This is a genomic window from Rhodanobacter sp. B2A1Ga4 (genome assembly GCF_018101315.1).
GTDB lineage: Bacteria > Pseudomonadota > Gammaproteobacteria > Xanthomonadales > Rhodanobacteraceae > Rhodanobacter > Rhodanobacter thiooxydans_A.
In genome coordinates this window covers 332,283-345,976 of the sequence record NZ_JADBJR010000004.1, presented here as the reverse complement: position 1 = coordinate 345,976, position 13,694 = coordinate 332,283, and the positions used below count along the sequence as shown (strand labels likewise).

Sequence of the window (13,694 nt, the reverse complement as noted above, 5' to 3'; positions counted from 1 at the left end):
GCTATCGCCATCGCTCTGGGCATGCCAGGCCTTGCCCTGGCGGCCCGATCCCCGTCTGCAGCGCATCTCGCACCGGCGGCCCGCGAACAAGGTTCGAGCCTCACTGAAGGTCGCCGGCAGTTTGCCGTCGCCGTCTCACATCACAGCACGGTGGCACAATCGGCCGCCGCGGCGCAGAAGGTCATTGCCACGTTGCAACCGTTGGCCGATCAGGGCGTACCTGAAGCGAACTGGATGCTCGGCTACTTGTATGGGACTGGGTACGGCGTCATGGTCGATCGAAAGGTCGGAATCCAGTACGCACGCAAGGCGGCGGACGCAGGTTACGCACCAGCAGCGAAGTGGCTCGGCGCGGAGTTGTGGCACAACATGCCGATCTATCCGTGGCAGAGCGTCGAAAACAAGGAGGCGCTGGCCTACAGGGCACAATATGCCCAGGCGTCAGGGCATTCCAGCGCGAAGCCAGTGCCGACGGCTCTTACTTCGTCGAAGTCGCCATCGCTTCAGCCGAATTCGCCCCGGCCGGTCACCACTGTTCTCTCGCCGGCACTGTCTGCGCCGAGAGCGCAGGTGTCAGTGGCGACGGTGAACCGCCCGCTTCCGACGCCTCCACCTGTCACCTTCGATAGACAGGCCTCCTTGGGTGACCTTCGAGAGGCACTCGCTGCGAGCAACGAGCGCGTCCACGAGTTGGAGCTCGAACTGGCTCACGTCCATGCCGCACCAGCACTGCTGCCGGCGGTGACACGACCACCGGTAGCCCCGCCGTTGAGCGGCGCGGACGCCGCAGCACTCAATCGGACAGCAGTGCACTTCGTTGGCCAGGGCGACTTCGAGTCCGCCGTGCCGCTGCTGCGACGTGCCGCAGCGGCGGGCTTTGCGCCGGCTGAGGCAAACCTGGGTGCCATGTATCTCAACGGCACGGGTGTGAATCAGGACACGCACCAGGCCGTCGAGCTCCTGCAGCGCGCCGCTAATCGTGGCAACGCCGTCGCCGCTTGCAATCTGGGCCGGATCTACGAGCTTGGGATTGGCATTCATGCTGACCGTGAGCGCGCCTACGCGGCCTACAGCCAGGCGGAGAAGTTGGGAAGTCCGACTGCCGCCAGGGCGCTCGCGCGTCTCAGCTCGGGAACCTGGTAACGAAAAAAGTGCGAATTAGGACGTCCGAAAATCGGGCGTATATCTGGATCAACGGCAGGACGCCTCAGAGGACACCGGCAAGGAGCCCAGCAGCGAGAAGGACGGTGGCATGGACGACCACCGAACACCGGAACCGGTGCACCAACAGAGGAGGTTGGTGGCGATGGATCGCGGCGCTGGATGCGCCTGAAGTGACGGAGCGGTAGGGCAAGGACGCAGCATGGAGGCAGCAGGGACGGAGGAGCGGTCGCAGCGTGGAAGCGCCGCCACGGACGGGACGAAGGATGAGGTGCCCTGGGCATCTCGAGCGGACAGGACGTCCGCCGGCGCGGGAAGCGTCAGAACCGGGTCAACGACTGACCCACAGGAGGCGCCCTCACGGAAGAGGGGGTTGTAGCGGGCGATCGGTAGGATGCCGACACCCACGCGATCACGAAGGCATTCGTCGCAGAGCTACGGAGAGCAGGCTGGCGGTACCTGTCGAGGAGAACGGAAGCCTCTCGACAGTTTTACGAAGACGGCGCGGAAGCGCCGCACAGATCGGTCAACGGTGGCGTCACCTCTCCCCTGGGACGGCGCGCCGGATCGCTGAAGCGTCGCTTCAGCGGATGTGCCCCTCCGCAAGGGCACAGAGGCCCTGGTCATCGACCAGAGCTGGCAACGTCGGGAGACGTGGCGTTTCACGGATGAAACCCGCCCAGCCGAGTGCTGGGCGGGAATCACCGATCAAAGGCCACACAACTCGATGGAGCACACCATGTTTGCCACGCGCACACCGCGTCCAACTTTGTCCATGACTGCACTGCTCTGTTGGGCCGGTGTCATGATTTTCTTCGCCGCGGCCACCGCTGCAGCGCAAGACCTGGGTAGGCCGATTACGGGAGCGCTGCCGGGCGACTATGAGCTGGTCAACCTGACGGGCAACAGCCTCCAGATGCCGCCACCGATCCCCACCATCGGGAGCCTCAAGGTTGCGACACTCGACGTCTATGTTTCCTTCCAGTGCCCTCACTGCCAGGCCTTCCATCCCAATGAAGCCGTCCTGAAGGCGCGCTATGGTGATCGGCTGGTCATTCGCCGCCACTACGTGGCCCTGTCGGAGAATTCCCTCAATGAAGACTTGCGCCTCTATCTCGTTGCTCGGGACGCAGGCAAGGGCGGTCGCGCGGCTGAGCTGCTGATGCAGGCAGGTCTTGATGAGCAAGATGGACACCAGCGCCTTCAGGCTTGCGCGGCAGTAGCCGAGCAGCTCGGACTGAGTGAAGCCTACGAGGCAGCGCTGCGGGATCCCCAGATGATCCCCCGCATCCACAAGCTCGATCAGCAGTCGACCTTCGTGACGTCGACACCGACCTTGATCCTGAACGATCGGCTCTCCTTCGGAGGTGACCTGCACAACGCGGAGGTCATACTCGACGCGGTGCTCCAGTCCGCCCCGCTCCGGACCGTGGGACGGCGATGACATCGGAGACTGCCCCGAGCCCAGAATGTTCGCGTGCGAGGAATCCTAGTGCTGCGATTGAGCGCCCGGCGACAGTGGACACTCGTGTTGCTCAGTGCGATCAGCTTTGCCGCTGGCGCGGTTGCGACCGCCCTCATTTATGGACACGGATGACCATGAATTTACACCTCACGCGTTCGTTCCAGCTCGCAGCGACCTTCCTGTTTGGCGTCGTCGCGCTGGCCGGCTGTCATCGCGCACCACCGGTGACCGGGGACTTCTCCGGCATAGCGCTACCGCAGCACAGCCTTGCCATCGCTCACGTGGACGTCTATCTGCATTTCACGACAGCGGCCTCGCAAGCCTGGTTCGCGCAACAGCAAGAACTGGCATCCCGATTTGGACCTCGGCTGGTCATTACGCCTCACTTCGCGCTCGCAGCTGGGGAGTCGGACGCCCCCATGCGGCTCTACCTGCTGGCCAAGGACCACGGTAAGGACGGCGAGGTCGCGAGCGCCCTCATGGGAGCAGGGCTGCCAGCCGATGACCCGGACAAGACGCTCGTGCTCTGCGCCTTCCTGGCCAGCCGCTTCGGCCTGCGCAGTGCTTTCGACGACTCGACCAATGACGCTGCGATGCACACCAGGCTCGCAGCGGTGATCCAGCAGACGCAGCAGCAGCTGCAGTACGAACCGACGCTGATTCTCAACCACCAGATGATGCTCGGCGGAGACATGCAGAATGCCCAGGCGATCATCTCGGCCGTGCTCAAGCCCGCCGGTTAGAACTCGCGGCCGCAGCGACCCACGACTACGGGCGAAACTCCGTCGATTTTGGGGTGGTTTTCGCCGTGGGCGCGCGGTCTAGCGCCACATAATGAATCCGTAGGCAGGATAGATTTCAGAGCCAGAGGAAGGGCGCCGTGCTGCGGAAGATGTTCAAAGTCTTGGCGGATTTTTACACCGAGGGGCATCCCTCGGCACCTTCTGTGGTCATGCCGCAGGAGCCTGCCAAAGGTGTTCCGGAGGCAGCGGGTCCCAGCGGATTCATCCTGCCGGCCAAAGTGCCTTCCGGTACGCCGCCGTACCAGGGTGTGCCAATCCCCGTGTATCCGGATCATGGCATCGCGGTGCCGGCGGCTCCGCCGGAAACGCTGCTATCCAGCCAGGTGACGCTGATCCATGAACTGCAGCAGGCCTGCGGTCTGTCCCACACGGATTTCCAGGATCTGCTTCTGCCGGTGATCCACAACTACGCCTGCTTCGTGCACCTGCTGCCGGCATCGGAAAGCCACCACCACTGCGCGCAGGGTGGCCTCTTCCGGCACGGGCTTGAAGTGGCGTATTACGCCGCGCGCAAATGCGAGGCGAAGGTGTTCGCACTGGATTTCCCGCCCTCCATCCGCAAGCACCTGGAGCCGCGGTGGGTGGTATGCGCCGTGCTCGGTGGCTTGATGCACGACATCGGCAAGCCGCTCGTCGACGTCGGTGCGGTCGACGCTACCGGCCGACTTGTCTGGGATCCGTTCAACGAGTCGCTCTATGCGTGGCTGGCCCGGAACGAGATGAAGTACTACTACATCATGTGGCACCTCGGGCCGCGCAATAAGCGCCACGAGGCGCGCACGATTTACGCGGTGGATCGCTTGATTCCGCGAAACACCAGGGAATGGCTGGCTGAGTACCAGGGACACACCGCGGTCGATGCGATGATCGATGCGCTGAGCGAATCAAAGGACAATCGCAACCCGCTCATCAGTGTCATCAAGGGGGCGGACAGCGACAGCGTGGCCCGCGACATCACCGAGAGCCGGAGCCGCCAGGGCGCGGCCGGCACCGGCGGCGTGCGCAGCCTGGCTGCCCGCATCATCAAGACGATGCATGACCAGGTGGCCTCCGGTGAGTGGAAGATCAACGAAGTGGGCCACGTCGTCTGGATGACCGACGAAGGCACGTTCGCCAGCTACCCCGCGGCGTGCATCCAGGCGATCGAGATCCTGCGCGCCAACGGCGAGAATTCGCTGCCGGTCGACGCCACACGCGTGATGCAGGTGCTGCTCGAATACGGCTACCTGATGCAGAACAACCAGGAAGACGGCCGCACGTACACCACGTGGCACGGCAACCTGCACGTAAAGGAAAAGGGTGTCGAGACCCTGTTGCCCATTCACGGCCTGCGGTTCTATAACTCGCCCATCATCCCCAGCACGATCGTGCAGCCTGCGCCGGTGCGGATCGACCTGATGAACGCAAGTGGCGTGATCGTCAATCCGAAGCGTTCCCTCGATGCACCTGAAGAGGCACCGCGGGAGCCCGAGGAGCATCCGGAGGCGGTCGCGCCCGCGCCCAAGGCCAACGGGGCCGATATTGGAGTCGCCAGCGTGACAGAGCCGGCTGCAGACGCCACCGCGAGCCGTGACGGTGGTGGTCGCCCATCAATGCCTCCACCCCCTCCGGTTCCAGGTCAGGCACCGACAGGCCGGGAGGCCACCACCACGGACGCCCCGGCGGCTTCGGCACCAACAGGCGTTGGGACAAGCACTCCGAGAGCTTCGGCGGACCAGGTGGATAGCGATCAGCCGAACGATGGGTCAGATGACAACTCCCTGCCGCCGACCCTCGCTGACCTGCGCGACCGTCGCCATGAACCGATGGTCCGCGACATGCAGCTCGAAGAGGCGCGTGAAAACGCGAACCCGAACTGGCCGCCGGCGACCGCCGACGACGTCCGTCACTGGTTCGAAAGCCAGGGCGACGAAGGTGCCTATCTGTGCGCGATCGCTGATCGGACGCACCGGCGAGACAATCTGCTGATGGGTCGCGATGTGCTGGAGCACCACGGCCACATCCACCTGCGATATCCGGTGGCGCTCGAGATGCTCGGGGTGTCGCCAAAGGACGCGGCCGATGCGCTGGAGCGAAAGGGCTGGATGGAGCGCGATCCGGCGAATCCGCGCGCTGCGACCGTGCAGGTGCAGCGAGGTGACACGAAGCTCGCGACGATTCGTCTGACCGAGCGGATCTCTGCTGCCTTCCGAAAGTTGTTGCCGGTGTCGGGTGAAGGCCCAACGAAAGACACGGTGGTCCGCGCGTTCCCGCTCGGCCCATACATCGATGCGCGCACGGCCTCGGTGCTGAAGGATCGCAAGAAGGTGGCCCCGGCGGACGCACCGCACATACGACTCGCGTTTCGCCTGTTCCTGGACGACGAAACTCGGGATGTCGCGCCTACTGACGACCCCTACACGCCCGAGCGGCTCAAGGAATTCGTGGAGCGCTTCTCGGCACAGCATGCGATGGACGCCAAGTGGGTTCGTTCGGCGCTCGTCGGCCTCAACGACGGCATCCTCGAGGTGATCGACGACGGAAGTGGGAAGGGCCGCAAGGGTCTTCGCAGCGAGAAGCTGGATCTGCGCATGGCTGCGCAATACAACCGTGCCTTGGATGAGGCGTACTGCTCGGCAGCGATTCGCCAAGCCGAAGGGGAACACGCATGAGTACATCACAGGTCTTCGAGTACGACGACCCCTTCCGGCCAATCCACGAGTACTACGCGCTCTTCGCGTGGCTGGCTGCGGCTGTGCTCACCATCATGATCGAGTCGGTAAGCAACGTGAACTCGACGGCGTTCACGGTATTCGCGCTGCTCTGCCTCGGCATGACCATGGTGCGGGGATGGCGAGCCATCCAGATGTGGCACCTGCAGCGACAGCTCGAGGGTGTGCCTGTGTCATTCATGTCACGGGAAGACCTGACCGACCACATGAAGGGCCACGCCAATGAGATCTTCCTTGGGTTCGGCTTTCCGTGGACCCAGTGGGAAGCGCAGATGACCCATATCGTCCGCCGCACCGATCCCGATCGCCTGTTGCCACCGCCGGAAGGTACGCCCTCGATGGGACAGCCCTGGCTGCACGGGATCGGTATGTCGGACGAAACGCCGATCTACCTCCCCCTCGATCACACCGCCGGTCACATGCTGCTCGTGGGGACCACGCGTGCGGGCAAGTCCCGAATGTTGGATTCGATCATCCACCAGGCGGTGGGTCGCAGTGAGGCCGTGATCATTTGGGATCCCAAGGGCGATAAGGGCCTTGCGAACTCGGCCCGACAGGCCTGCCTCATGTTCGACAAGGTAGGCGATTTCATCTTCTTCCACCCGGCGTTCCCGGAGTCCTCCTGGCGCATCGACCCCCTCAAGAACTTCAACCGCGGCACGGAGCTCGCCACCCGTATCGCATCGCTGATCCCTTCCGAAACCGGCGCTGACCCGTTTACCGCTCACTCGCAAATGATCCTGACGAATCTCTGCGAAGGCCTGCTGATGTTGAACTCCAAGCCGACGCTGAAGCTGCTCAAGCGCTTCGTGGACGGCGGTCCGGAGTGGTTGCTCGTGGCCGCCTGCGAAGCACACTTCGAGAAAAAGGTGCCAGGCTGGCGGGATGAAGTAGCACCGTACATTTCGCGTGGCAAAGGCGGTAAGAGCGATCGCGACCTGGCCATCGTGTACGACAACTACTACCGCGAGGTGGTGCAGAAGAAGGCCCAGAGCAGCGTCCTCGAGGGCCTGTTCAGTGACTTCACACACGACAAGCAACACCAGCAGAAGATGACTGCCAGCTTGACGCCGGTGCTGACGATGTTGACTGCCGGATCGCTCGGCGAGCTTCTGTCGCCAGACGCCAACGACATGAACGATCGGCGGCCGGTGACTGACTTCGCACGCATCATCCGAAATGGCCAGGTTTGCTACCTCGGACTGGACAGCCTCTCGGACAGCATGGTGGGCTCGGCCATCGGTTCGATGTTCGTCAGCGACATGACCGCGGTCTCCGGTGACCGGTACAACTACTTCGACAACCAGGCATTCATGGCTGAGTTGACTGGTGTGGGCCAGGCACGGGAGGAGAAGACGCTCCGCCCGGTGACCCTGATCATCGACGAGGCAGCGGAGATCGTCAGCGACAAGATGGTGGCGCTGCTCAACAAGGCCGGCGGCTCGAACATCCGACTGATCGTCGCCACGCAGACCATTGCTGATTTCGCTGCGCGCCTCGGCTCGCCGGACAAGGCACGCATGGTGCTGGGCAATCTCAACAACAAAATTATCCTTCGCACCATCGACGGCGAGACCCAGAAGTACCTCTCCGAGTCCGTGCCACTGACCTATGTGCGCCACATCGAATACAGCCAGGCGACAGACGCCAAGTCGGACGGCATTCTCTCGTTCGGGTACCGCCTGTCCGAGTCGATGAAGGAAACCGAGGTGCCGCTCATTGCTGCGGACGTCCTTGGCTGCCTCGCAAACCTCGAATTCTTCGCCCAGATCTCCGGCGGTCACATCAGGAAGGGACGGATCCCCATCTTGATTGATGCCAAGAAGACGGAGCTCGCACCCGCGATCAGCTACGCGCCGAGCAAGCCCGATCCCAAGACCTTGCACATCCACTGATCCACTGACGGAATGGAAGCCATGGCTGAACCCCGAGTCCTCGCGATGCGCGCGATCGATCATCCACCGGAAGAAGCCGGTGCCATGCTCGATCGCGTGCTCCGCCGCCTGCGCATGAAGCCCCTGGCGGTCGACTTGTTCGACAAGCACCCCAACCTGGCGGTCGCCAGCAAGCGATTCGTCTGGCTGGTATCACCGACACTGCTGTATCCGTACGGCAAGCGCACGATCGCCGAGCATTGCCTAGCCGCTGCGATCCTTGGCGGCACCGAGTCCCCTGAGAATCGTGTGCGTGCGTTCGTCGAGGGTCTTCTCGCGAAGGTGACCATGTTGCTGGAAGTGCGCGTGACGTCTGGCCAGCAGACCTGGAATCCGGTGAGCGACCAGCCCTTGATGACGTGGTTGCAGGATCGCCCGGACGCCGTTGTAGACAACGATGGCGGACCGATGGAGCCGCTGCCGGTACCGCGAGTGTTCGCCGCCAGCATCGCGATCCGCGTTTTGGAGCCGGTGGACTATCAGTACGTGCCGGGCCTGGCTGGAGCAGCGGGATGAGCAATGGGGCATCAGATCGTGAGCTAGCCCTCTGGAAGTGGGTGCTCATCGGCATGATCGTGTGGATCATTGGCTACGTTGCCGTCGTGCCACAGGCGTCAGTTGCCGACCGCATGCGGACGGAGCACAACCTCAACAGTGCTTTCCTCGGCACCCCAGCGGCCAGCGAGGCTGAGGATCGGGCGGCAAGGTGGTTCACCGTCCTGGTCGTCAATCACGGCTGGCTGGAGCGAACCGGCCAAAGCTCGCCGGCGACGCCGGCGGCGATGAACGGGTCCGAAGCCGCGAGAAAGGTGAGCCATGCCATCGAGCTCGCCCAGACCTGGGCTTCCGCTCGCGTGGCTGTGATGTGGGCAGTGTTCTATCAGCTCCTGACCCGAGTGTCGGTTTCCGCCATCTGGCTGCCGTTCCTGATCGTCGTGCTCGTCCCGTTTGTTGTCGACGGGTGGGTGGTCCGCAAGATCAAGTCCGGCAGTTTTGGCCGATCGTCTCCGCATGCCTTCGTGTTTGGACGTCACTTCGTGGCCTTGTCGCCGTTGCTCTACGTGGTGCTGCTTCTCGTGCCACTTCCGATTCCCGCCTACGTGTTGCCGGCGCTTTGCGTCCTCTGCGGGGTTTCACTCTGGGCGGCGATCGCGCACTTCGCGAAGCGCGCCTGACCATTGGCGCAGTACCTCGGAGCCAGCCAGCCATGTCCACGGAACCGTGTTACGTCATATCGATCGTCTGCACCGTCGAGCGCGAACGCGCGCTTCGGCAAGCTGCCCACGACACGGCGGTAGAGATCGGTGCCGCCCACGACGCTGCGGGCTTTCTGGACGCGTCGGCGCGAAGCGTGGAGGAATGCTTGCACCTGATCTATGACTCGGTCCAAAGGCCAGCCGGCGTCGTTTTGCGGGACTGTACGGTGGAGCAAGGGTAGGTCCACCAGAGACCGGCCGAGCTGGTCGCTCGACCCGCCCACACACGCAACGGTGGGCTTCGGGGCTATCGCCCGGCGAGGGCGAACAGGCCGGATTCGAACAGAAAGGGCGACGGCTTCGAGTTCTCGCCAATCACGTAGGACACTGACAGGCGATGCTTCGCACGGGTCATCGCGACGTAGAACAGACGCCGCTCCTCATCGAGGAGGCCCTTTTGGGACGGGATCACCCCGTCTTCGCAGCCCATGACCCAGACATGCTTGAACTCGAGTCCCTTGGATGCGTGCATGGTCATCAGTTTCACCGCGCCCTCGCGCTCGCTCTCCGACTGCATCAGGGTGTGGAGGCGGCTGTGGAGCGCTCCGCGCAGACGACAGAGGATGGCGGCCGCCGCGTCGAACCGCATGTTGTCCCGCCCGACCTGGGACTGGGACCGATCCTTCGAACCGAGCCGTGCGTAGCTTTTCAAGTAGTGCGACATACCGCGCAGCACCAGGTTGATGTCGCCGGCACCGATCATGCTGCGCCACTGTTTCATCTGGGCGCGCAGCCTTTCGTCCGGCGCGGCTATCGAGCCCTGCTTCTTCTGGTCCAGGAAGCGACCGATGGCACCGGGTTGCGCGCTTCGACACTCCTGGTGGAGCTTGGCCAGACCTTCTTCGGTCATGCCCGCTGCCTTGAGCACGATGTCGAGACTGTGCATTTCGTTGGCCGCGATGCTACGGACCAGAGACAGGTAGAGCGCGGGAGCCTGCATCTCCCAGAACGATCGGCCGCCGATGCGGATGCACGTCAGTGATTCGGGTAGTGAGGTTTCCAATAACTCGAGTTGCGAGTTAGTGCGGGCGAGCACCACCCAGTTGCCCGGCTCCCCCGACTCCAGCACGGCGGTCCAGATCTTTGCGTGCTGGTCTTCCTTGCTTGAGCAGCGGACCACTTCCACCACTCCTTTGCCCAGATTGGCGGTCGTCAGCGCTTTTGGAATGCGCTCGATGTTGTTGACGATGAGCTGGGCCGCCGGCTTCATGATCTCGCGCGGGTAGCGGTAAGTGGTATCGAGCGAGACGTGAGTGGCCTGCGTCAGATACCGAAAGTCAGTCATGGCCTTGGCACCGCCTGCACCTCGCCACGAGTAGATCGATTGATCGTCATCGCCGACGACGGTGACGGTCGCGCCGTGGGTGATGTGTTCCTTCACCCAGTCGTACTGGACCGGATCCGTGTCCTGCCATTCGTCGACCAGGAGGTGAGTTGCTTTGAAGGGCGCGACGTGCCCCTTCATTCCCGGGGGAGTGCGCATCCCGCGCACGGCCAGACGCAGCAGGTCAGCGAAGTCGTATGCGCCGGTCTGCCGAAGCAATTCCTCGTAGCGCTCGTACACCTTCACCCGCGGCTCCACGTGAGGGGAGGGGAGGATAGGATCGACGGCGGACTTCACCGATTCGATGAAAGCAAGACAGGAATCGAAATCGACGAGCTCGTCGAAATCCAGGGCATCGGTGAAGGCGCGTCGGATCAGGTCCGCTTGCTGGAGCTCGTTGACTAGCCTGAACTTCTGGCCACCCGCTTCGAGCTGCTTCTTGCACAGACCATGGAACGTGCCGAAAAGGGTGCGCTTGGCCGCCTCAGGTGACCTGGCCTTCACCCGGCGCTCGAGTTCCTTCGCAGACTCGGAGGAAAACGTCACGCCGATGATGGTGACGTCGGGCTTCTTCAGCAGGTGTGCCGCCCGGTGTTCGAGCACCGTCGTTTTTCCCGATCCAGGGCACGCCGTAATTAGGCAGTGCCCATGGACCTCGACGGCACGCGACTGCGCCTCGTTAAGCATTACGCGCCCACAGCGACCCGCTTGGTCCGGCCGGTGGTCGCTTTCGCCGAAGGTTCGTCGACCTGCGCTTCAGCCACCGCCGGTGCCGGTGCTTCACCGCCCTCGCGCGCTTCCGATGCTGCGGCCGCCGAGTTGTGTGCCTCAGCTGCTGCCGCGCGCTTGTCGGCAACCTGCTGCTTCTCCTTCTCGCGATCGGACCGCTGGCGATTGACCGCGGTGCGAGCCGAACGGCTGAGCAGGTAGAGCTGTCGCGCCAGGGCGATGATCGACTGCCGATACTTTTGGATCACGGCGCCGCGCTCTTCGCGCTTCATGAAGCTGGCAAACCAGAGGGTGTCGACCAGCTCGACCAGACTGTCGAACTTGCGCACGATGTCGCCGATCTTGGCGGCTTCCGGGCAGTACATGCTGACCTCGACGGTCAATGCATCGGAGTAACCGCTGTGGCGGTTCGGAAGGTTTGCTTCGATCAGGGCGGTGAGTCGGGCGATCTCGTCGCTGATGGCTTTGTCGACGGCATCGATTTTCTTGGTCACGACGGCATCGGCCGCTTTGACGGCGTCGTTGTTGTCGGGAAGGGTGAAGTAGAAGAAGTACAGGGACTTCTGAGCCATCACCAAGCCCAGGTGATACACGTACTGGGCAGCGCTCGATTTCAGGACGAGCCGCTCCAGGCAGAAGGGCGTTGACTGTTTGGGTACCCAGGTCGCCATCTCCAGGCGACGGGTCCGTTTCGCCGATTGACGTTGGTCGCGGTCGGTGCGGCCCGCAGCCTGTGCGGGAAGGTCGTTGACGGCAGCATTCACGGTGCGCTCCTTGCGTGGTTGGTGCCGACCATTTTCCTGTCCGGCCCGGACGATGGACGTCCACAAAGGGCTGATTAGTCGGCCAGTTTCCCGGTTTCGAGGGGGCAAACCCTCTGCCACAGTGCCCGCGCTGGGTCGCTCAGGGCCTGACTGCGCGAGTCGTCAACCTGCCAAAAAACTGCTTGACGACGTTTGCCCAAGGCCGTAACGTCTCCGCCATAGTTTCTGGGTTGAGCATGCTTGTTTAGATGTGCAACCGAAGCGCCGAGGCTCGCTTTAAGCCGCTCCTATCCACCAGAGATAGGTCATGTTTCTCGCTGCTCCGTGCAGCCATTGCAATACTGATCGGGTTCTCCCGATGGCCTCGACCCGCTCAGGGTCGATCACCCTCTGTTCGGCGACATAGCGCATCCGCGATGCGCCAAACACCTGCAGCTCCGGCTGCTATCACCGACTGGCCTCGGCCAGCCACATGCGTGCGAGTGTGCGATTCGTCCTGCTGGACGTCGTCCGCCCCCGGCATGTGTACCTGAAGTCTTCGCGCCCCGACCTCTCGGCCAGCGCAGCGTTGACTTCGACGCAGACCACCTTGCTTCTGTCTCTGAAGTGATCCTCGCGATCACCGGTCAGTAGTAGGTGTGTGCGTCCTTCGCAGTGTTCTTTCGCTGCGCAGTATTCCTATCCCTTGGGGTGTTCACATCCCTTCAGGGATCGTGCGCCTTGAGGTTCCAACCACCGTCGACTCACCTCGGCGGATTCTTGAACCTTGGAGGTGTTCCATGTCCAAGCACGACACGCTCGAAACGCAGATCTTCCTCGCCAAATTCTGGTTGATCTGTCTCGCCATCGCGATACTCATCGCGCTGGTATTCGAGATTCTTCTGGCCTTCTCGAAGGCTTGGATCTCCTGCTCCTTCGGCGCCGTGGTCATCATCGCTTCATTGATGATGCTCGCCGAAATGGCCGATGACCTGCGTGGACTCATTGCGAGCCACCAGCGCTTCACCGAAGCCATGCGTCGTATCGAATTCGACACAGCCGGTCAACGGTTCGGTCGTCGCAGTTCGTAATTTCACCAACACTCCTCACGGGATGCTTGCCATCCCATCGGGGATGCATGCGTCCGTGGGGACTCTCTTTTCAGTCCCCGCCTGTGCACCGGGGACCTTTTTCTTTTGGCTCGCACAGCCATCGGAGGTTCGCATGCGTTATTACCTTTTGGCTCTGCTTTTCGGTGTCATGGCTGGCGTAACAATTCTGAAAGCCGTGATTCCCCATGAGCAACAGGATGTGGCATCCAGGAAATGCCACGTCTACGGCCTTGCTCAGTACGCCCGAGGTGACTCGGCTCGTATTGACGCAGCGGTCGATGCTGCAGTGCTCGGCAATCCTCAGCCCGCGCCTGCTACGTCCTGCAACTGACGTCTCGCAGTTGCACACCGGGTTCCCAGCGTGTGTCGACTTCGGTCGCCCGCACTGGGAACTTCGGTGCTCCATTTACTTCTTCCGGGACTCAGGTCCCCTCTCGATGCCCTTCCTGTAAGGGG

At 62.8% G+C, this 13,694-nt stretch carries 11 protein-coding genes; 9 read left to right on the top strand and 2 right to left on the bottom strand.

From position 1 onward, the window contains the following. The 7 genes from IMW82_RS14720 to IMW82_RS14690 all read left to right on the top strand — a co-directional run. Window positions 1-1,143, top strand: a 1,143-nt coding sequence (locus tag IMW82_RS14720; RefSeq protein WP_211005090.1) for a tetratricopeptide repeat protein, incomplete at its 5' end; no start/stop codon positions are given. 757 nt (window positions 1,144-1,900) lie between these two features. Beyond that, a complete protein-coding gene (locus IMW82_RS14715) occupies window positions 1,901-2,605 on the top strand; it encodes a thioredoxin domain-containing protein (protein WP_211005089.1) in 705 nt (234 codons plus the stop codon). A 155-nt stretch (window positions 2,606-2,760) separates the two neighbouring features. Further along, window positions 2,761-3,369 (top strand): hypothetical protein, encoded by a 609-nt coding sequence (locus IMW82_RS14710; RefSeq protein ID WP_211005088.1) that lies wholly within the window; start codon window positions 2,761-2,763, stop codon window positions 3,367-3,369. Between the two features lie 137 nt (window positions 3,370-3,506). Further along, a complete protein-coding gene (gene mobH, locus IMW82_RS14705) occupies window positions 3,507-6,080 on the top strand; it encodes a MobH family relaxase (protein WP_211005087.1) in 2,574 nt (857 codons plus the stop codon). Continuing rightward, entirely contained in the window at window positions 6,077-8,035 is a 1,959-nt protein-coding gene (traD, locus tag IMW82_RS14700; protein ID WP_211005086.1) for a conjugative transfer system coupling protein TraD, read from the top strand. The genes mobH and traD overlap by 4 nt, the downstream gene beginning before the upstream one ends. Before the next feature lie 45 nt (window positions 8,036-8,080). Then, window positions 8,081-8,590: a hypothetical protein gene (locus IMW82_RS14695; protein WP_211005085.1), complete on the top strand. Its 510-nt coding sequence runs from the start codon at window positions 8,081-8,083 to the stop codon at window positions 8,588-8,590. Beyond that, a complete protein-coding gene (locus IMW82_RS14690; RefSeq protein ID WP_211005084.1) occupies window positions 8,587-9,249 on the top strand; it encodes a DUF4400 domain-containing protein in 663 nt (220 codons plus the stop codon). Before IMW82_RS14695 ends, IMW82_RS14690 begins: the two co-directional genes overlap by 4 nt. A 328-nt stretch (window positions 9,250-9,577) precedes the next feature. Here IMW82_RS14690 and IMW82_RS14685 read toward each other — a convergent pair whose 3' ends face one another. Beyond that, entirely contained in the window at window positions 9,578-11,341 is a 1,764-nt protein-coding gene (locus IMW82_RS14685; protein WP_211005083.1) for an ATP-dependent helicase, read from the bottom strand. Next, the gene (locus IMW82_RS14680; protein ID WP_211005082.1) at window positions 11,341-12,147 is read right to left on the bottom strand and encodes a hypothetical protein; all 807 of its coding nucleotides are present in this window, start codon (window positions 12,145-12,147) and stop codon (window positions 11,341-11,343) included. The genes IMW82_RS14685 and IMW82_RS14680 overlap by 1 nt, the downstream gene beginning before the upstream one ends. 779 nt (window positions 12,148-12,926) lie before the next feature. On the opposite strand from IMW82_RS14680, the gene IMW82_RS14675 reads away from it, so the two are divergent. Beyond that, window positions 12,927-13,217, top strand: coding sequence for a hypothetical protein (locus tag IMW82_RS14675; RefSeq protein ID WP_211005081.1), 291 nt, complete (start codon window positions 12,927-12,929; stop codon window positions 13,215-13,217). Between the two features lie 133 nt (window positions 13,218-13,350). Continuing rightward, complete coding sequence (locus IMW82_RS14670) at window positions 13,351-13,569, top strand: hypothetical protein (RefSeq protein WP_211005080.1); 219 nt, start codon at window positions 13,351-13,353, stop codon at window positions 13,567-13,569. Window positions 13,570-13,694 lie beyond the last annotated feature (125 nt).

Bases quoted from the DNA above. Each gene is read 5' to 3' on its own strand.
- IMW82_RS14715 (WP_211005089.1), top strand. From the start codon at position 1,901: ATGTTTGCCACGCGCACACCGCGTCCAACTTTGTCCATGACTGCACTG.
- IMW82_RS14710 (WP_211005088.1), top strand. From the start codon at position 2,761: ATGAATTTACACCTCACGCGTTCGTTCCAGCTCGCAGCGACCTTCCTG.
- traD (WP_211005086.1), top strand. From the start codon at position 6,077: ATGAGTACATCACAGGTCTTCGAGTACGACGACCCCTTCCGGCCAATC.
- IMW82_RS14695 (WP_211005085.1), top strand. From the start codon at position 8,081: ATGCGCGCGATCGATCATCCACCGGAAGAAGCCGGTGCCATGCTCGAT.
- IMW82_RS14690 (WP_211005084.1), top strand. From the start codon at position 8,587: ATGAGCAATGGGGCATCAGATCGTGAGCTAGCCCTCTGGAAGTGGGTG.
- IMW82_RS14685 (WP_211005083.1), bottom strand. From the start codon at position 11,341: ATGCTTAACGAGGCGCAGTCGCGTGCCGTCGAGGTCCATGGGCACTGC.
- IMW82_RS14675 (WP_211005081.1), top strand. From the start codon at position 12,927: ATGTCCAAGCACGACACGCTCGAAACGCAGATCTTCCTCGCCAAATTC.
- IMW82_RS14670 (WP_211005080.1), top strand. From the start codon at position 13,351: ATGCGTTATTACCTTTTGGCTCTGCTTTTCGGTGTCATGGCTGGCGTA.